The 19,367-nt window shown below is 61.9% G+C and carries 12 protein-coding genes and 2 pseudogenes; 8 read left to right on the forward strand and 6 right to left on the reverse strand.

Annotated features, from left to right (window positions below):
• The first annotated feature begins 65 nt into the window (after positions 1-65).
• Complete coding sequence (locus tag AA309_RS27585; RefSeq protein ID WP_052955047.1) at positions 66-1,106, forward strand: AraC family transcriptional regulator; 1,041 nt, start codon at positions 66-68, stop codon at positions 1,104-1,106.
• Here AA309_RS27585 and AA309_RS37900 read toward each other — a convergent pair.
• The 4 genes and pseudogenes from AA309_RS37900 to AA309_RS27600 all read right to left on the reverse strand — a co-directional run.
• Positions 1,096-1,194 (reverse strand): annotated as a pseudogene (locus AA309_RS37900) (IS6 family transposase); the annotation flags it as partial. The gene AA309_RS27585 and the pseudogene AA309_RS37900 overlap by 11 nt on opposite strands.
• Before the next feature lie 144 nt (positions 1,195-1,338).
• Positions 1,339-2,238 (reverse strand): DMT family transporter, encoded by a 900-nt coding sequence (locus AA309_RS27590; RefSeq protein WP_047192229.1) that lies wholly within the window; start codon positions 2,236-2,238, stop codon positions 1,339-1,341.
• Between the two features lie 16 nt (positions 2,239-2,254).
• Complete coding sequence (locus tag AA309_RS27595; RefSeq protein WP_047192230.1) at positions 2,255-4,651, reverse strand: PIG-L family deacetylase; 2,397 nt, start codon at positions 4,649-4,651, stop codon at positions 2,255-2,257.
• Positions 4,641-5,894: an ROK family transcriptional regulator gene (locus AA309_RS27600; RefSeq protein WP_047192231.1), complete on the reverse strand. Its 1,254-nt coding sequence runs from the start codon at positions 5,892-5,894 to the stop codon at positions 4,641-4,643. Before AA309_RS27600 ends, AA309_RS27595 begins: the two co-directional genes overlap by 11 nt.
• A gap of 157 nt (positions 5,895-6,051) precedes the next feature.
• Here AA309_RS27600 and AA309_RS27605 point away from each other — a divergent pair, with 157 nt between their 5' ends.
• From AA309_RS27605 to AA309_RS27630, 6 genes are read left to right on the forward strand one after another with little or no spacing between them, the layout of a single operon-like run.
• Complete coding sequence (locus AA309_RS27605) at positions 6,052-7,317, forward strand: extracellular solute-binding protein (protein WP_425286910.1); 1,266 nt, start codon at positions 6,052-6,054, stop codon at positions 7,315-7,317.
• A 25-nt stretch (positions 7,318-7,342) separates the two neighbouring features.
• Complete coding sequence (locus tag AA309_RS27610) at positions 7,343-8,269, forward strand: carbohydrate ABC transporter permease (RefSeq protein ID WP_047192233.1); 927 nt, start codon at positions 7,343-7,345, stop codon at positions 8,267-8,269.
• On the forward strand, positions 8,269-9,120 hold the full coding sequence (locus AA309_RS27615) for a carbohydrate ABC transporter permease (protein ID WP_047192234.1): 852 nt from the start codon (positions 8,269-8,271) through the stop codon (positions 9,118-9,120). Before AA309_RS27610 ends, AA309_RS27615 begins: the two co-directional genes overlap by 1 nt.
• A gap of 5 nt (positions 9,121-9,125) precedes the next feature.
• A complete protein-coding gene (gene argH / locus AA309_RS27620; RefSeq protein WP_047192235.1) occupies positions 9,126-10,634 on the forward strand; it encodes an argininosuccinate lyase in 1,509 nt (502 codons plus the stop codon).
• Complete coding sequence (locus AA309_RS27625; RefSeq protein WP_047192236.1) at positions 10,634-11,704, forward strand: ABC transporter ATP-binding protein; 1,071 nt, start codon at positions 10,634-10,636, stop codon at positions 11,702-11,704. Before argH ends, AA309_RS27625 begins: the two co-directional genes overlap by 1 nt.
• Positions 11,701-12,597, forward strand: coding sequence for a carbohydrate kinase family protein (locus tag AA309_RS27630; protein WP_047192237.1), 897 nt, complete (start codon positions 11,701-11,703; stop codon positions 12,595-12,597). The genes AA309_RS27625 and AA309_RS27630 overlap by 4 nt, the downstream gene beginning before the upstream one ends.
• Positions 12,598-13,149: 552 nt before the next feature.
• On the opposite strand, the pseudogene AA309_RS37905 reads toward AA309_RS27630, so the two are convergent.
• Positions 13,150-13,317, reverse strand: a pseudogene (locus AA309_RS37905) (EamA/RhaT family transporter); the annotation flags it as partial.
• A 616-nt stretch (positions 13,318-13,933) separates the two neighbouring features.
• On the opposite strand from AA309_RS37905, the gene AA309_RS27640 reads away from it, so the two are divergent.
• Positions 13,934-18,280 carry a metallopeptidase domain-containing protein gene (locus tag AA309_RS27640; RefSeq protein WP_047192239.1) on the forward strand — a complete coding sequence of 1,449 codons (4,347 nt, stop codon included), beginning with the start codon at positions 13,934-13,936 and terminating at the stop codon, positions 18,278-18,280.
• Positions 18,281-18,376: 96 nt separating this feature from the next.
• Here AA309_RS27640 and AA309_RS27645 read toward each other — a convergent pair whose 3' ends face one another.
• On the reverse strand, positions 18,377-19,228 hold the full coding sequence (locus tag AA309_RS27645) for a sulfite exporter TauE/SafE family protein (protein ID WP_047192240.1): 852 nt from the start codon (positions 19,226-19,228) through the stop codon (positions 18,377-18,379).
• Positions 19,229-19,367: the final 139 nt, after the last annotated feature.

Raw genomic sequence — 19,367 nt, forward strand, 5'->3', positions numbered from 1 at the left:
GAGGTTTGCTCGCCCCAGCCTTCAGCCTGGAATGCGGGACCCCGCCGCAGCGAGGAGCGTGCCCGATGCGAAGTTTTCCCTCGACAGCCCCAATGATGCACCCCACCTCGGTCGGCATTGTTGCGCGCCTGGCTCTTGCCCGAGCCACTGCGGCAGGTCTCGATCCCGGCCCGCTCCTGCGCACGGCAGGTCTGACTGCGTCCCAGATCCAGGACCGGCAGGCCCGCGTGAATGCGGCAAGCGAGATCACCTTCCTGAATCTGGTGGCGGACGCCCTTCCCGATGAGTTGCTGGGATTCCATCTCGCCGAGGCATTCGATCTGCGGGAGAGCGGCCTGCTCTACTTCGTGCTGGCCTCCTCGGCGACGCTCGGCGAGGCGTTGGCCCGCGCCGAGCGGTACAGCACCATCACCAATGAGGGCGTCCGGCTGCGATGCCATGGGGGAAGCGACCTGAGCCTCCGCTACAGTTATGTCGGGGTGCCGCGGCACAAGGATCGCCACCAGGTCGAGTTCTGGTCTCGGATGCTCGTCCGGATTTGTCAAACCCTGACCGGCACCGAGCTCAGGCCCATCCGGGTCAGCTTCGCTCATCCGCGCTGCAGCGCTTCGGGTCAGCTTGATGCATTTTTTGGTTGTGAGGTGGCCTTTGCGTCGGACGCTGACGACGTCGCTTTCGCTCGCGGGGCATCGCAGCTTCGGCTGGTCAACGCGGATCCTTATCTGAACGAGATCCTGATCCGCTATGGCGAGGAGGCTCTTGCCCAGCGGGCCAATCCCGCCAGTCCGATCCGCACGAGCGTGGAGAACGCCCTCGCCCCGCTCCTGCCGCATGGCAAGGGCCATGCGGGCGAAGTAGCCCGGGCGCTGGGCATGAGCGAACGGACCCTGGCGCGCCGGCTGGCGGCGGAGAACCTGACCTTCCTCGGGATCCGCGAGGAGATGCGCAAGGACCTGGCCCTTTGCTATCTTAAGGATGCAAGCATTTCCATTTCGCGCATTGCCTGGATGCTCGGCTTTCAGGAGGTTAGCGCCTTCACCCATGCGTTCCGGCGCTGGACGGGGATGACACCGACGCAGATGCGGGCCCAAGCCCGCTCGTGCTGACGGAGATGCCACGCTCGGCCATCATCTCTTCGAGGTTCCGCAGGCTCAGACCGCAAGCCCGATACCACCGGACGCGGAGCAGGATGATCGAATCATCAAAGGCCTGCCCTTGAACACGCCATCCTGCGTCCCTGAACCCAGGGAGCAGTATCTGAAACTCTGAAACAAACGATTTGCGACGGATCCGTACCAAGAGCGGACATGCGGAGACTTGTAAATTCGAGCTTGGGTCTTATGCCCGTTCCCTATTCTTGAGCCACCGCTCGGCAGGTGTCGCGAGTACCGTGGTTAAGACCACGATGGCTGCGCCGAAGCACAGAGACAGCGATGGAACTTCTTCAAAGAAAAGCCATCCTGCAAAGCCTGAGAAGATGATCGACAGGTACCCGATTGGAGCCAGAAGTTGCGCCTCCTGCTTCTGGTAAGCCTGAAGCCAGCAATATTGCCCCAGCTGCGCCAGGATGCCGACGAGGATGATGTTCGGCGCTGCGGCCCAGGGGATCGGCACCCACACGATGGCGGCGGGACCGGCCGTCAATACGGTCAGACCAACCGTGTAGAAGAGCATGAGCACGACAGTGTTCTCGCCGGCAAGACGCCTCGTCTGAACGACCGCGAGAGAGCCGAAAAATACGGATCCGAAGGCTGCGACCAATCCCATGTTCCACGGGATCGCATCCGGCTGAACCATGATCATGACACCCAGAAAACCGAGCATCGTGAAGACATAGCGTGTCCTGCTGACGCTCTCCCCGAGCATGAAGGCTGCCATCACGAGCAGCACGATCGGCCGGGTAAATCCGATAGCGGTTACCACGGCGAGGGGTAATGACGCGAAGGCGGCGAAATTCAACGTCAGTGCGATGGAGTTGAACCCGACCCGAGTGAGATGACTGCGGATGTTGGACAGGTTCGTCAGCTTGGCGCGGTGACGCCACACCAGCGGCGCCACCGAGATAAATCCGACGAGCGAGCGCAGGAAGACGAGTTGGACGGCTGGATAGGTTTCGCCTTCAGCCTTGACGATGGCCTGCATGGTGCTGACCAGCGCCATGTCGAGCAACAGCCAGCCCGCGCTCCTCCACATTGGAACCGGAGACGAGAGCGCATTGCTGTCGGGTGGAGCCGCCATGTCCTCTCACGGGCCGTCAGGCAGGCTGAACCAAATTCGCCAGCAGGCGGAACGCGCCGGGAACCAGCTTGTCCAGTTGATGGTGCAGCACGAGCGCCACATGGGTATGGCGCCCCCGACCGATACGGGCCGAAATGAGCGAACCTTTGAGCGGACTCTCACCCGGATCATTCAGGGCAAGAAGTTCCTCATAGATGGAGTCGTACTCTGCCGCAAAGTAGAGCCCCCGCTCCTTGTCCCAACCTTGCCAGTCATTCGCTTCGATCCGGTTCGGATAGGTCAGCAAGGGACTCTCCGGCTTCAGAACCGTCACCGGAGCGGAGGGGTCTGTCACGCGCCATCGGAGCGACGGCGAACCGATGACAAGGCGGCGGGGCGGCGTATGATCGGGATCCCAATCATCGGTAGGACGGTGATAGAGCGTCACCAAGTGTCCGCCCTCCTCCACGAAACGATGCAGGCGCCCGGTCGCGGCCCGGAGGTCCCGCCGGAGCCCGAACGCGAAGATGCCGACGACGATGGTCGCAAACTCCGAGAGAGAGCCGGCCTCCAGATCGGCTTCCGCGAGATCCGTCACGTCGAGACCGAGGCGGCGCATGTGAGTGCCGACATTGTCGCTTCCGCCGCCCACATATCCAATGCGCGCATCGGGCGGGAGAGCGACATCGAGCGTCAGAATCTTGAACTCTACCGGCGCAATGAACGACGTGGGCCGGATATGAGTATAGGCAATGGTCCGAACCTGGCTTGCCGGCCTGCCATCGACGATGGGGATGAGCCTTGAGCTCCCGGCGCCCGCCCGTTTTGGCGGATCGATGATCCAATCGCCGCCCTCCGTTCGAACATTCCAACCTTCCGGCGCCTGCCACTCCACGGGGCCAGCCCCCATGGCTTGAACCCGGATGCTGGATGGACCGTCTCCGGTTCTAATGACGGCGATGGCGGGATCGAGAGACAAGGACTGCAGAGGGCCGATCTTGAGAGGCTCCTCAGGATCCAGATCGATCCTGATGGTGTGTCCTTCCACATCGCCCGAGACAATAACCCCGGCCTCACCATTGCCGCCCATGGGGTCGTAGGCCTCGGGGTAATTGCCCGTGTGGGATGCCGATGCCGGGATCGCGATCGCATACTGGACATGGCCCGGCTGTCTGGCCGTCTCGACGGCTTCTATTCCATCGGGAAGACGGGGCGAGACCGTGAGGTCCGCAAGACCAGGCGCGTCGATGTAAATGTCCAGAGTTATCCGCGCCCCCGGATGGCACGAGCCCTTGAAGATGGCACGCACTGCATTCGCATGCACCTCGAAGAGAGCGGCATCGATCTCCCGCAGCTTGCGGTCGAGGCGATGCCCCATTCGGTCGACGATCTCCCGATCCAGGTCTTTCTTTGCACCTTCGATCAGGCGCGCCGCCCGACCGAGCGCCTCGCCGATCCGCTTGCGATCCGGGAACGCCGCAATGGCGGCATCGATGTGCTCCTGCGCTTCTCGCAGAGCGGCGGCCGCAACCTGCGTCAACCCTGGTGCGCCAGCAAGATCCGCAAGGCTTGCAGGCAGGTCATTTCGAATGTCGCTCTCGGACTCGGAAGGCCCACCGGTCTGGAGCTTCAGGTGAAGGCTCCATTGATCGACTGGATCGTCACGCCATACGCCCATCCCTTGGGACGCATGCGCCGCCCGGGACCATTCACCAAGCTGCCGATACGCCAAACCGGTGACTTCATCGCCTCCGGCAACCTGGATGCTGAGCGTCGTGGGCGGCGGTGGCACCTCGTCGTCATACGCATAACCTGCACCCGACCAGGCCGGGAGATAGAACTTGGAAGCCTGCCACGGCTGAAGGCCCAATCCCGCATGCTCCGGAAAGGCAGAGGGATCGGCCGCCAGGACGAACGCTCTCTCGGCCGCACGGGTCATCGCCCGGTGGTGGCCGTGCTGCCCTGGCACGTCTAGGAAGGTCGGGATGACGACATCCGGCCGGTACTGCCGATAAGCCCGGACGAGCCGCTCGACGATGCGTTCCTCGCCCCATCTCCGAAGCGTATCGTCGCCGTTCTTGGAGAAGCCGAAATCATGAACCGGATCGTTCGGTCCGTGGCCGAGCCATGCCACATCGGCATCCATGCGGCGAGCGGCCTCCTCCATTTCGGCAGTCCTCAGCACGCCAAGGGCGCCTCCCCGCTCGGGTCCGAGAGCATTCTGGCCTCCCTCTCCTCTTGTGGAGCAGGCCACGACAACGCGCATTCCATAAGCAAACCTCAAGGCCGCCAGCATGCCGTTGGCCTCGTCGTCCGGATGCGCCCCGGTATTCATCACGGTTATCACGGATCGCAGCCGGCTTAAGGAGCGATGCAGGCGGACAAGGGCTGGCTGATGAACGGCGCCGGCGAGACGGCTATGGTCATCCAACAAGAGAGATCTCCTCGTTCGGCTGTTCCCGGTGGGCCGCCTGGGCGGTGTCGAGCCGGGGCGTCATCGCCTCCAGGAGCGGCAAGGCGGCAGCACCGAGAGCTGCGGTGAATCGACCTGTCCGCCCATGGATCAGGCGCGCTTCGTACCGGTTCCTGCGGCGTGCGACCGACAAGGGGAGCGGCTGCATGGCTTGGGTAAGATCCTCCAGGAGGCCCGGCGGAAGCGCGCCTCCGATCACGACGGCCTCGGGATCGAAGAGGTTCTCGAGCATCGCGATCTGAGGCGCGAGATAACCAGCCGCCTCCTGGATCCATGCCTCGACGACAGGGTGCTTCCCGCGGTGGAGCCGTTCCAGATGCGCATAGTCTACGTTCCGAATCCCGGCCGCTGCCAGCCTCTCAGTCAGGGCATAAATAGACGCATAGGCCTCAAGGCAGCCGTGCTGACCGCACGAGCAGAGGCGCCCGCCCTTCTCCACCAGAACATGTCCGATCTCGCCTGCGTTGCCGTTGGCTCCACGATACGGGCGGCCATCGATCATGATTCCCAAGCCCAGCCCTTGCCCGAAATAGATCAGGCAGAAGTTTTTCAGGTCCTTGGCAGCGCCCTGAAGACGCTCGCCGACGGCTGCGGCGGTGGCATCGTTCTCGAGCGTGATGGGCGAGCCCAGCACTTGCCCGATGCCGGCCACCGCGTCGAAATCCAGCCACCCGGCCAGGGTCGTCGGCCCGACGGACGTCATGCCCTCGACATTGAACGGACCCGGCATGACGACGCCGACGCCTAGAAGCTGCGGGATGGGAGGCTTCAGCTGCGCCTGCGCGGCCTCGATCTCGGCCTTGATGACCGGAAGCACCGTTTCGGGATCGTTTTGCTGGATCGACAAGGTCCGCTGCGCGCGAACGCGGCCACCGATATCCACGAGAAGGGTGGATATGCGATCTGCGGCGATCTCGATCCCTGCGGTCATGCCGCCGTTGGGATTGACGGCGAACTGGATCGGCGGCAGGCCGCGACCCGCCCTGAGCCGGCCGGTTTTGATGAGCAGGCCGTCCGCGACGAGATCCTCGACGATGTTCGAGACCGCCTGGGTGCTCAGATGCGCATGGCGTGAGATTTCGGTCCGCCCGACCGGACCTAGCTGACGCACGACATCCAGCACGACACGGCGATTATGAGAGCGGTTGCGCTCCGGATTGCTTCCGATCGTCGACCGCGCCCCCGCTTTGGATTTTCTCGGCATCTCCGGCACTCCACAATTCTACGATGCCGCCGCGCAAAGAATAACTCAAGTTAATTATCTTATTGACAGGCCGGTAGCTCTGGGGGAGCCTTGGCGCCGGAATGGTCCTTCCGAAGGCCACCACCAGAGAAATTTCGGCGCCCCGTGCCCGGCAATAATGGAGAGGGATATGCGTTTTCGTCATCTGCTTGCGAGCGTCGCCATAGGCTTCGCCACCTTGGCCGCATCCGGCGCCAAGGCTGTTGAGATCGAATACTGGCAGTACGTGTTTGACACGCGTGTCAAGGCGATGAACCAGCTGATCGCCAAGTTCCAGGAGACCAATCCGGACATCAAGGTCAAGCAGACCACCTTCCCTTATGCGGATTACCAGACCAAGGTGGCCGCCGCGATCCTGGCGGGCCAGGGACCGGACGTGGTGCAGCTCTTCTACGGCTGGACCGACAACTTCATCGCCGGCAAGATGATCCGCCCTCTGCGCGCGGAGGCGTTCCCGACCGCCGATATCGAGCGCGACTTCTTCCCGATCGTCAGCGCGATGAAGCGCGGGAATGATTATTACGGCCTGCCGACGGCGGTGCGCTCGCTCGCGCTGTTTTACAACAAGAAGGCCTTCAAGGATGCGGGTCTCGATCCCAACAATCCGCCCAAGACCCTCGATGAACTCGTCGCTGCCGCCGAGAAGACCACCAAGCGTGATGGCAGCGGCAATATCGTCTCGGCCGGCATGACGCTCGACATGGCCGGACAGGATCACCAATGGTGGCGTGAAGTGCTGGTCCGACAGTTCGGCGGCGTTCCCTATACGGATAACGACACGAAGGTCGCCTATAACGATGAGGCCGGCCTGAAGGCGCTCACCTTCTACACGGATCTCCAGAAGAAGCATAAGGTTGGCCAGGTGGGCTTCATGGACGAAGGACAGGCCGCTTTCCGTGCGGGCCTTGCCGCCATGACCATCGACGGCACTTTCCGGCTCGGTGCCTTCAACGCGATCAAGGGCTTCGAATGGGGTGTGACCGAACTCCCTGCCAATGCCCAGGGCATGCGCAGCAACTACGCCAGCTATTTCGCCAACGCGATCACCACGAAGGCGGAGGGTGAGAAGCTCGCGGCGGCGGAGAAGTTCCTGGCCTATGTGTCCTCGCCCGAGGCCATGAAGATCTGGATGGAGGTCGTAGGTGAGTTGCCGGCACGCCGCGCGGCGGCTCTCACGCCTGAGAACATTGCTCACCCGGTCTATGGCCCGTTCCTCAAGGGTCTGGACTATGCCCACACGACCCTGTTCAAGGACGAGGCGGCTCAGCGGCAGGTGGCGATCGACATGGCCAACCGCGTCCTGATCGGCGGCGAAGATCCGAAGGCCTCGCTCGCCAAGGCCGCCGAGGACGAGCAGGCGATCCTCGATCGCGCCAAGCGCTAAGCCAAGACCCGCGAGGATCGACCCAATGTCCGTAATCGCACAGCGAGAGGCCGCCTCAGGCGGCCTCTGGTCAAGGATGAGCCTCGGCCAGAAACAGGTGATATGGGCGTGGGGCTTCCTCGCGGTTCCGCTGATCTTCTATGTGGTGATCCGCTTCTGGCCAACCTTTCAGGCGTTCTATCTTTCGGTCACCGACTGGACCATCACGAAGCCTGCATCGTTCGTCGGACTTGAGAACTACAAGAGGCTGTCTGCGGATCCCCTCTTCTGGCAGGTGTTCCGCAACACCTTCATGTACCTGATCCTGGGCACGCCGATCAGCCTGCTGATCTCGTTCGTCGTGGCCTATTATCTCGACCGGGTGCGGTTCATGCACTCGTTCATCCGTGCGCTGTACTTCCTGCCGTTTCTGACGACGGCAGCGGCGATGGCGTGGGTCTGGCGCTGGTTCTACCAGCCCGTTCCCATCGGCGTGATCAACGACATCCTTTCGAGCCTCGGCATTCCCCAGCAGCCCTTCCTTCGCTCGACCTCGCAGGCGCTGCCGGCCGTGCTGGCACCTGCAATCTGGGCAGGCCTGGGCTTTCAGATCATCATCTTCCTCGCAGGACTGCGGGCGATCCCCGTCACCTATTACGAGGCCGCACGTATCGACGGCTTGTCGGAATGGGCGATTCTGAGAAAGATCACACTTCCACTGCTCAAGCCGACCCTGGTTTTCCTGGTCGTGTTCTCGTCGATCGGCTTCCTTCGCATCTTCGATCAGGTCTACAACATCAACACGAACGATCCAGGCGGCCCCTTGAATTCGACCAAGCCGCTTGTGCTGATGATCTACCAGACGGCGTTCAGCTCCTACGAAATGGGATATGCGGCTGCCCAGACCGTTGTTCTGTTCCTGATCCTGTTGGTGATCTCCCTTATTCAACTGCGCATCATGAGGGACCGCTGATGAACGTCGCCGCATCCTCTCAAGGACTTCCCATGTCGCGTGTGAAGCCGGGAAGAATCATCGCCTGGACGCTCCTGTTCATCGGCGGCGTCATCATGGTGACGCCACTCCTTTTCATGCTGTCGACATCCCTCAAGGATGCCTCGCAGGTCTACGACCTGCGCGTGATTCCGGCAGCGCCGACGCTCGACAACTACAGTGAAATCCTGGGAGACGGACGCTTCACGCGCTGGTTCATCAACTCGATGATCGTGGCGGTCATCGTCACCCTCTCGAATGTCTTCTTTGACAGTCTGGTCGGCTACACGCTGGCGAAGTTCCGCTTCCGGGGTCGGTACATCATCTTCATCGCGATCCTGTCCACGCTGATGATCCCCACCGAGATGCTGGTTCTACCCTGGTATCTCATGGCAAGCCAGTTCGGCTGGCTGGACAGCTACTGGGGCATCATGTTTCCAGGCATGATGACGGCTTTCGGCACCTTCCTGATGAAGCAGTTCTTCGAAGGCGTGCCGGACGACTTCCTGGAGGCAGCAAGAATCGACGGGCTCAATGAGTTCACCATCTGGTGGAAGATCGCCATGCCGCTGGTGACCCCTGCCCTGTCGGCGCTTGCGATCTTCACCTTCCTCGGCAACTGGACGGCTTTCTTCTGGCCGCTCATCGTGACGACGAGCGCCGATCTCTACACGTTGCCCGTCGGGCTCTCCAGCTTCGCGGTCGAGCAGTCCATCCAGTGGGAGAAGATCATGACAGGCGCGAGCATCGCGACCCTGCCGACCCTCATCATCTTCCTGTTCCTTCAACGCTACATCGTCCGAGGCGTAATGCTGGCCGGACTTAAAGGCTAAAGCCGATGACTGCAGGCACTTATAAAGACACATCCGTCTTCCCGGATCCGGTCTACAAGGAGACCGTCCTTCGTCCGCTCTTCGACGGGGCGAAGGATCACCACGTCGAGGGCTTCCGCCTCATCGACCGGGCTCACCTCGTCATGCTCCATGAGACCGGGATTCTGACGATCGAACAGGCTCGGCCCATCGCCCAGGCTCTCGAGGCGATCGACCGTGAGATCGATGTCGATGCCTTGACCTATACCGGCGAGGTGGAGGACTTCTTCTTCCTGATCGAGAAGGAGCTCCGCGCCCGCTTGGGACCGGATCTCGCGGGCCGCCTTCACACGGCGCGCTCCCGCAACGACATCGATCACACCCTGTTCAAGCTCGGTCTTAAAGATCGGATCGATTCCCTGCTGGAACGTCTTGTCCGGCTGGCCGAGACCCTGGCGTCGGTGGCAGAGCGGGAGAGCAGCACGCTTATCGTTGCCTATACTCACGGGCAGCCGGCGCAACCGACCGTCTTCGGTCATTACCTCTCCGCCGTTCTGGAAACCCTGCTGCGCGACATTGCTCGTTTGGAAGCAGCCCGTGACATCGTCGACCGCAGCCCCATGGGAGCCGCCGCCATCACCACGAGCGGCTTTCCCATCGACCGGGACCTGATGGCCCGCCTCCTCGGCTTCGGCCGCCCCCTGCAGAATTCCTATGGATGCATCGCATCCATCGACTACATCACCTCGACCTATTCCGCGATCCAACTAGTCTTTCTGCATCTCGGCCGGTTCATCCAGGACCTGCAGTTCTGGACGAGCTTCGAGGTTGGACAGATCTACGTTCCCAACGCCTTCGTGCAGATCAGTTCGATCATGCCGCAGAAGCGCAATCCCGTCCCCATCGAGCATATGCGGCATCTGGCGTCGCAGACCGTCGGGCGGGCGCAGGCCATGCTCACGATCATGCACAACACGCCCTTCACGGACATGAACGACAGCGAAGGCGAGAGCCAAGGCTTCGGCTATGGCGCCTTCGAGAGCGGCGGGCGCGTCCTCGACCTGCTCACGGCCCTTGTTCCGGCTCTGCGCATCAGTCCCGACAGGGTCCGCCAGAACATCCGCCGCAGCTGCATCACGGTGACTGAACTCGCCGACAGCCTGGTGCGCCACGAGGGATTGTCGTTCCGCGAGGCGCACGAGATCGCAGCGGAAGTCTCCCGCTCCGTTGTCGCGATCGGAGGAGATATCGCAGCCGACGGTTATGAGGCCTATCAGGAGGCCTTCGAACACTGCACGAAGCGGCGGACCTCAATCGACAAGACCCAATTCGCCGAGATCGTCTCACCGGAAAACTTCGTGGCCGTCCGAGACCGGTTCGGCGGGCCGGCTCCAAGGGCATTGTCCCAGGCGATTGCCGGATACAATCAGGAAATCTCACGTATCCGCATCCGTATGCAGGAGGCAGCGCAGCGCGCCCAAGCCTCCGCTCAGGATCTCCAATCCCGTTTCACCGCACTTCTCGGAGTCCGCTAATGGCGACCATTGAACTCGATCGCCTTGTCAAGCGCTATGGACAGACGACAGTGGTCCATGGGATCGACCTGTCGATCCAGGATGGCGAGTTCGTCGTGCTGGTCGGCCCGTCAGGGTGCGGCAAGTCGACGACGCTGAGGATGATCGCAGGGCTTGAGGAAATCAGCGGCGGCGAGATCCGGATCGACGGGCGAGTCGTCAACGACCTTCAGCCTAAGGACCGGAACATCGCCATGGTGTTCCAGAACTACGCCATCTATCCGCACATGACCGTAGCCGAAAACATCGCCTTCGGCCTCTATCGTTCCAAACTGTCGAAAAGCGAGAAGCGTCAGCGCGTCGAGGAAGTCGCCGCGACGCTCGGCCTGTCGCAGCTTCTGGAGCGCCGTCCCTCAGCTCTTTCGGGCGGCCAGCGCCAGCGCGTCGCCATCGGACGGGCGATGGTCCGCGATCCCGCCGCGTTCCTGTTCGACGAGCCCCTTTCCAATCTCGATGCCCAATTGCGCACTCAGATGCGCATCGAGATCAAGCGGCTCCATCACCGGCTCGGCACCACGTCGGTTTTCGTGACACATGATCAGGTCGAGGCCATGACCATGGCCGACAGGATCGTGGTGATGCGCGATGGTCGAATTCTTCAGATCGGCACGCCTCTGGAGCTTTACGAAAAGCCGGTCGATGTCTTCACCGCACGCTTCATCGGCAGCCCGACCATGAACCTGCTGCCGGCCTCTCTGCGCGACGGCGGGGCAGATCTGTTGGTCGGCGGCTCGGTTCGGATTCCATTTTCATCCGCAACCACTTCCGACATCCTGGTCGGCGCTCGTCCGCAGGATCTCGTTCCAACAGCCACCGGCTCGCAGGGTCTGACTGTATCGGGCACGGTTGCCGTCGTGGAGACCTTGGGCTCTGAAACGCTCGTTCATATCGAGACCGCGGGTCAGACGATCATCGGCTCGGTACCGGGCAGACAGATCCCGCAGATCGGCGAGCATCTAACCCTCCATGCCGCGGCGGATAGGCTCTATTATTTCGACACGGCAACAGAGAAGGCACTGGCAGCCCAATGAGCGGAATGCCCTCCGAGCGCAGCAAGGTTGTGTGCCTTGGGCGGACTTATTGCGACATCATCTTCACGGGACTGAATGAGATGCCGGTGCTCGGCCTGGAGCGCTTTGCGCAGGACGTGACGATTGCGGCTGGCGGTGGCGCCTATATCACGGCGGCCCATCTTGCCTCTCTTGGCCGTCCGGCAGCGCTCCTGACCCGCGTGGGAACCGACCCTCTGTCGCGGAGCCTCGATCCGGAGCTCGAGGCCAGCGGTATCGACCTGTCCTTTGTCGAACGGTCAGGTGATGCTGGCCCCCAGCCAACCGTCGCCCTCATCAAGAATGGAGAAAGAGCCTTCGTGTCCCGACGCGCCGGTGGCTCCCGACCGTCTACCTTGGAGCAGGCTCTCTCGGCTCATGATATCGCCCATTTGCACATAGCGGAATTTGCCACCCTCAAGGACAATCCGGATGTGATCGCCATGGCGCGAAACCTGGGCCTGACGGTCTCGCTCGATCCGAGTTGGGACGATCACCTGATCCGCCAAGATGCGGACTTCTTCGGGATCTGCACAGGAGTCGATATCTTCCTCCCGAATATCGAGGAAGGAAAAGCACTGACCGGCGAAAACTCTGCGGAGGCCATCCTGCGCAGCCTGCAAAAGAGATTTCCTCTGGTCGCGCTGAAGCGTGGTGAACGCGGTGCTATGGCCTCCTGCGGGCCGACCTGTGTTTCCGCCGAAGCGCTTCCCGTCAATGTGGTCGACACGACAGGAGCGGGTGATGCTTTCAATGCTGGCTTCCTTCATTCCTGGCTCGGAAGCTCGGATCTCGAGAGGAGCTTGGCAGCTGGAATCGAAGCGGGCGCCCTGTCAGTCCAGTCAGCAGGCGGAGTTCCACCACGTTCGTCCTGATCAGGCAGGCTCTGAGCGCATCGAGCTCAAACAGCTTCCAGATGAGAGCCTGTCGGCGCGCTTCGGTCGTAGGCTGAACGCATGCGGACTTTAGGTGTGTACCCATTTTCACGCTTGGCGCGAGCAGTGGGAGCGGTCGCTTTCACTGCCGGATGCGATTTTCGATGGCAGCACGGGCAAGGCGATCGCCAGAAGTCTTGGACATGCGGATTGATACACAGCCTAGCAAAGATGCTCTCATTTGAGGAGAAAGCATCGGCCCCAAAAGTGCAAATCCACTTTTGGGGCCGATGCTGTAGCGTATCGTGCGGAACCGGAGGTCCGCGTCAGCGAAAAGTGGATCCGGTTTTTCGCACATGCGGCCCTTCGGTTCGCATCGAACGATGCTCTGGACCGTCTGGAATGGGTCAAACTTTCACATTCCGGCCGCTCAGCAAACGTCAGCTCTTACGCTCCGAGGCGGGCCAAAGAACTTGGTCCGCTTCGTGCCAAGTCCAGACCGTGCTCCAGCCTCAAGGCGGCCCCGACGACGCGAAAGGTCACCCTCTGTTGTCATTTTCGACCTCTCGGGCGAGAGCGCTTCGTACCGGCGACGCAAAGGACAACAAGATCCTTTGCCGCGATCATCGTCCAAGCGACCGACTCATGAAGCAGCAGGCCCGCCAGCACCAGGCCGAAGAAGGGTTGAGGCTGTTGCAATTGCCCGACGCCCGCAATGCCGGTTCCTCACCAGAGACATCGGACGGGTAAGGTTTCCGAGCACAGGTCATCTGCCTCAACGGCTATGACTTCAAGCCAAGTCCATAACAGCCTCTAGGATCGACGGGATCTCAGTCGTGTCATCCACAATACCCCGCATGAGGCATTGTAGCATGATGCTCTTTTCGTCATGATGCTCGAAGATCGAAGTCGATCCGTCTTGAGACATGCTGGATATTCTTCGACAGCGGCCATTCGCCCGACCTGATTTCTGTCGCCCCAATGCGTTGCCATGTGAGTTCTGGCCACCGTTTGCATAGTTGAGTCCATCGAAGATTTCGTCGCGTCGTTTGGATCCGAGACGCGAAAAGGAGCATGTCTCTGCTCCTACGTCCTTTCGAGTTCGCGCGCCTGATTGAGGTCGTGTGCAGGCTCTACACAACGAGTTGCCGCCCATGCTGGGACGTTGCTCGCCGAATCCGATCTTTGCCGGCTCGACGGCCTGGTTCCGGGGCGCTCACCCGCCGCGGGGATGATGGCTTCGGCAGGAACTCGGACCGAGACGGGCCGTGAGCACGCTTCGGAGCCCGGTCCTGACAGGCCCCACGTTCCTGCGAGCAGCGATGGAGGTCCGATCATGGATGCGATTGTCGATGCACCGTCTTCCGATGCTCTCAAGGGTCTCCCGAAGCTGGCCGGTGATGACCTCGCGCTTCTGACGGGACGGGGCGAGGTGGTGGTCGCGCGAAAGAACCTGGTCTGCAGCTACCGTCCAGGCAAGGGAGGCTATGAACCTGGGCCTGAGATAGAATGTCCGGCCCTCGTCACGGCGCTGGCGGATTCCGTACAGGGCACGCTCGTGGCGGCAGGCGGAATGGTCTTCATCGCAGCGTCCGACGGCGTTCGGAAAGTGGTCGATGTCGATGGCGTGGTCCGCAGCGTCATGGCCGTCGGGCAAACCGTGTTTGCCGTCGCCGGACGCCCCGGACGCGTCGACGGTAAGCTGTTCGAGATCGATCCTCTCCGCGGGGCCATCCTGTCGGAACGCTCGCTGTCCTCGCACGCGTCGCGATTGACGGCAGACCCGACCGGGTCTTTCTTGACGATCGCCGATGGCACGATGGTGCGCACCTTAAGTCTCCGCCAAGGCGACCCGTGCCCCGATGATCGCTCTTCCGAGCCGTCCAAAACCTCCGAGCACCCCGCATCGGAGTCCCGCTGCGACTGCCGCAAAGAGGAAGGAGAACAGGAGAGTGGCACGTCGGTCAACACCGTGCAGAACCAGCCAGCCCCTCCGGCGGAGCCCTGTGATCTGGGTACATCGGGCCTGCCGACCCCGGATGGCGGCCGGATCATCGGCAGAGGGAACGGCGTGACACGGCATCCTCCCGGGTCGAGGCGGTGGGATCCGTGCCAGACACACCTGTTCTTCGAGCCCTACGACATCAAGAACGTCGGGCCGTTTCTCGTTGCATCCGACCGGGAAGCCCGCCATGTGGCGGTGCTCGCGGGCGATGACCTTCGATTGCTGCACCAGGCGCATTTCCGCGATGGCGCAGTCATTCTTTCGCATCGATCGCAGCCAATGATGCTGGCCTACACGCGGAGCGAGAGCGCTTGGAAGCACACCGTTTTCACGGAACTGGACCACGAGGCGCTCGAGACCGAACCTGCGCTCAATCCGGACATTTTCGCCGACACGATGACCTGGACCGGCACGCCGCTGCCCGTGCTGAAGGGCGGCCGCGCTCCGGCTGTTGGGAACAGAAAGGCGCTGATCATCCCGGTGCTCGACCCGGGACAGAATTTCAACGATCCTGATCTCGGCAAACTCGCGCAGTACATGAACCGAGCCTGCTTCAAGCATGTGCAGGATTTCTACACCGAGAACAGCTTCAACCAGCTCACCATTCAGTTCGACATCCACGGGGTTCACCATGGCAAGGGTGGACCGGTGCCTCTCCCGAAGCCGATCGCCGATTACTTCTTTCCACTCTATGTCGGCGCCCATGTCGATCTGATCAAATCGGGGCTGACCTTTCCGGCGACTTTGGTCTTCGACGGCCGCGAGCGCATGACCATGACCATTCAACCGCTCACCGGCGGCAGACCCTCGAGCACGATCAACGTGAGGCTCAGTGCGCTGCTCGCCTCGGGCCTGCACGCCACATATCCGGCCGAGGTGAAATTCCTGGGAGCGGAAACCGCGGCGATTTCCCTGAAGCTTCCCAACGGCACTTCTGCCACCCTGAACCTCAAGTTCACGCCGACCACTATCACGATCAACGACGCCGGCCAGATCGCCGGCGCCAGCGCCACGCTGTCGACCTATCTGGATGGCGTCATCGCTGCCGCTGCCAATACGGCCGGCATCCCGAACCCGTTCGCGAAGCCGGACATCCGGTTCGTCGTTCAGGATTCAAAGGGGCCGGGTTTTCTGGTCACAAGGTTTTTCAACGCTGTATCAAGCGGCCCGAAGCTTGAGGTGCTCTCCGTCACCTACAGCGGCGCGAAAGATCCGCTGGGCCTCAACAGCGCCTATAAGGGGCGGATGGTGATACCCGCCACAGATGGCTCAACTCTGAAGGGATATCTCGATTACGTGACCGTGCTTGCGCAGGAAGAAGCAGGGCTCACTTACCTCGAGCGCCGCCTCCACACCGATCCCAGCATCGTCATCGACGCCGCCGCAGGCAAACTCACCTCGAGCCTTTTCATCGCGCAGGAGGACGGCGGTCCGGGCGCAGCGATAAAGCTCAGCAATGTCTCCGGGATGGATGCGCTCTTCGATACCTCGAACGAGGTCGCGAACACCGAGGTCACGCCAGGCCGAAGCTTGACACCGAAGGATGGCGCCGAAGGTTTCGATGGGCTTGTCGACCATGTGTTCACGGCCATGGTCGACCGGCTGGGCACCACCGATCCGCAAAAAATCACCGAGTTCTTCAAAGACTATGGGGCCATTCTCTTCGGCATCGTTCATCCGGCCCAAAGCGATCCAAAGGATCCCGACTTCGTGCAGCCGGCAGAGTGGTGGACGGCGGGACCGACGAGCTGGAAAAGCGAGTTTCGCCCTACGGAGGCCCCGAGGGGTGCGCGTTACCTCCCGCGACCGAAGGAGATCCAGCTCCAATCGAACTGGGCGCTGGCCCCCATGGCGGTGAAGCCGGATTATTTCATGTTCTGCCACGAGTTCGGCCATGCCATCGGGTTCAACGACCTTTACAAGCGGGAGGCCACCTATCGCGATGATCTGATCTACATGGACAAATGGGCCATGATGGATAATCACACGGCGGGCTCGCATCACTGCGCCTATCACAAATGGCAGGCCGGCTGGATCCGCGACGAGGGAACGCGTATCCACCGTGTCCCCCGCCCGCCGGAAGGACAAACGCAGACCCATGAGGTTCTGCTCGCTCCAGTGGAGCACTGGCCCGATAACAATACCCTCGTGAGTGCGGCACAGACCGTGTTCGGCAACCCCAACCTGCCGGTCGCGCAGCTGGTCTGGCTCGAACCGAGTTTCGGCGCCGATCTCTTCAACTTCATCGAAGCGCGGCAGAAAGGTATCCAGTTCAGCACCTCTCTCCCCCAGGATCCGGCCGTCCTGGTGACGAACTGCATCGTATTCTGGGAGGACAACCGCTACGCCTTCGAGGGCAAATACCGGGCGCCGGTGCATTTGCTGCACAAGAGCAACCAGCTGCTGAAAGCCGGAGACAGCTTCAATCTCGCGCTCAGCGAAGAGCTTCCGACGAAAGGGGTGGTCGTTTCGGTCATCGCCCGGAAGACGGTCGCCGGCGTGGAGGTCTTCCATCTCAAGATCGAGCGGACCACAAGCCACGACTTCATCGATCTCTTCTTCCCATCGGCGGATCCCTATTACAAAAGCCCGGATGTCTGGGTCGACTGGACGGGAGACAACGGCCCGGACGGAAAAACCTCCAGCACCGACAGGAAGGATGCGCGCAGGTTCCCCGAGGGACAGCCCGTCAATCAGGGCGAGAAGATCAGGGTACCGGATTCAGGTGAGGAGTGGCACTGGATCGGGGCGCGGCTTCGCAATCGCGGCAACGTGCACGCCGAGAAGGTGAAGGTCAATTTCTCGATCTGCGAACCGCCCGGCGCGGGCGACCGTGGCAACTTCGTCATCAAATGGACCGAAACGCTCCCGCGTGTCGATCCGACCGGCACCAATCCCAATCCCGATCCGGTGCTGGGCAAGTGGATGGTTCCGGCAGGTTTCTCCGGGCACAGCTGCGTTCTGGTGGAGGTCGCCGATTTGCAGGTTCCGCGCGACCACACTGGCGCGGCGCTCGCATCCCAGGAAGAATTCACCGCCAACAACAAGGCGCAAAAGAATGTCGATGATATCGGACCGAAAGGGTCGAGCCCGTTCGATCCGGTGGACTTCGAGTTCAGCCTCAACAACAGCGCACGCTGGCCCGAGGTCGCCTATCTGGAGCCCGAGGGCCTACCCTACGGGATGACGCTCACCGTCAGCCCCAGGCGCCGCAGGATCGCCGCGGGAGAAACCGCGATCTTCCGCTGCCGGCTCGAAGTGGACGACAAGATCATCGCGTCAAGCTGCCATGGCGACAACACCTTCCGGATCAATGCATGGCGCGTCGACCAGGACTCCTCGGTCAGGTGGGGCGGCGTCGAATATCGTGTTCGTCCCCGCAAGCGCAGCACCACCGATTTTGCAGGTTCGTGGGACTGGCACAGTCTGGTGGAAATCAACGGACACGTCGATCCATCCAACATCGCCGGCAGCGTGCGCATCCGCCTGGCCTATGCCAACCACCATGCCAAGTGGGTCTCGGTCGATCTCAAGCCCGGCGCGACATTCAGCTACAAGGAAAAGGCCCCGGCCGACACCCGTGAGCTTTACGCCATGGTCCTGTTCGAAGGGAACAAATACTATTCGGAGTCGCGCTCGCCGGAAAGAAGGATCATCCCCCCTCCGCCGATCAGGTGACGCGTTCGATATGTTTTGAGGCCCGCCATGATACCATTGGCCAAGTTCTGGACCTAAAGCGAAGCAGGTTTCAACATGAGCGCTCGCCGAGGTTCCTTAAGCGAGCAGGCTGGCGGCGAAGCGGGCGCAGACGAGCAGCAGGAAGAGGCCGAAGGCGACCTCGAGCCGGCGCTTCGAGAGCCGGTGCGCGAGATGCGCGCCGATGGGCGCCATCCAGGTGCTGGTGGGAATGAAAAGCAGGAAGGCGAGAACCGAGATGTAGCCCAGTGCCAGTGGCGGCTGGAAGGCGATCACGTCCGGGAAATCCGCCATGTGCGGCCATCCGGCATAGATGTAGCCGATGGCGCCGGGGATCGAAATCAGGATGCCCAGCCCCGAGGAGGTGGCCACCGCCTGATGGATCGGGCGGCTGTAGAAGGTCATGAACAGGTTCGACAGCTGGCCGCCGCCGATGCCCATGAGGGCCGAGAGCACGCCGATGAGCCCGCCATAGATCACCATGATGGGCTTGCCCGGCATGTCGAGGCCGAAGCGCCAGGTGTCCTTGCCGAAGAGCAGCCGCACCGCCGAGACGCCAGCCACCAGCACGAACACCGCCTTGAACAGGTCCGCGGGCGCGAAGCGGGCGACATAGCTGCCCATGATCACCCCGACCACGACCGGCACGGCCCAGACCTTCAGGATCGACATGTCGACCGCGCCCTTGGCGCGGTGCGCGGTGAAGGAGCGGAGCGAGGTGGGCACGATGATGGCCAGCGACGTGCCGACGCACAGCGGCATGCGCACCTCGTCCGGCACGCTCAGGATCCGGAACAGCTCGTAGAGGATCGGCACCATCACTGCGCCGCCGCCGACGCCGAACACCCCGGCGAGCAGGCCGGTGATCGCACCGGCCGCAAGAAGCGCCACCACGAGCCAGGCGAGATCAAACAGAGAAATGCCGAACATGAGGGTTCGCCCCTTTCGAAGAAGGCGGATTTCTTGGGAGTTCAATTTGCTCAGGATGACCTGAATGACGGGAAAGCCCCTCCCGTCATTCTGGGGAGAGGCTCTGTTCTCGCTAAGCCGCCATGGCTTTTTTGAGGTT

Source organism: Microvirga vignae, from assembly GCF_001017175.1.
Taxonomy (GTDB): domain Bacteria; phylum Pseudomonadota; class Alphaproteobacteria; order Rhizobiales; family Beijerinckiaceae; genus Microvirga; species Microvirga vignae.

Coding starts and splice junctions, on each gene's coding strand:
- AA309_RS27610 (WP_047192233.1), top strand. CDS start 7,343: ATGTCCGTAATCGCACAGCGAGAGGCCGCCTCAGGCGGCCTCTGGTCA.
- AA309_RS27615 (WP_047192234.1), top strand. CDS start 8,269: ATGAACGTCGCCGCATCCTCTCAAGGACTTCCCATGTCGCGTGTGAAG.
- AA309_RS27605 (WP_425286910.1), top strand. CDS start 6,052: ATGGAGAGGGATATGCGTTTTCGTCATCTGCTTGCGAGCGTCGCCATA.
- AA309_RS27585 (WP_052955047.1), top strand. CDS start 66: ATGCGAAGTTTTCCCTCGACAGCCCCAATGATGCACCCCACCTCGGTC.
- AA309_RS27590 (WP_047192229.1), bottom strand. CDS start 2,238: ATGGCGGCTCCACCCGACAGCAATGCGCTCTCGTCTCCGGTTCCAATG.
- argH (WP_047192235.1), top strand. CDS start 9,126: ATGACTGCAGGCACTTATAAAGACACATCCGTCTTCCCGGATCCGGTC.
- AA309_RS27625 (WP_047192236.1), top strand. CDS start 10,634: ATGGCGACCATTGAACTCGATCGCCTTGTCAAGCGCTATGGACAGACG.
- AA309_RS27640 (WP_047192239.1), top strand. CDS start 13,934: ATGGATGCGATTGTCGATGCACCGTCTTCCGATGCTCTCAAGGGTCTC.
- AA309_RS27600 (WP_047192231.1), bottom strand. CDS start 5,894: ATGCCGAGAAAATCCAAAGCGGGGGCGCGGTCGACGATCGGAAGCAAT.
- AA309_RS27645 (WP_047192240.1), bottom strand. CDS start 19,228: ATGTTCGGCATTTCTCTGTTTGATCTCGCCTGGCTCGTGGTGGCGCTT.
- AA309_RS27630 (WP_047192237.1), top strand. CDS start 11,701: ATGAGCGGAATGCCCTCCGAGCGCAGCAAGGTTGTGTGCCTTGGGCGG.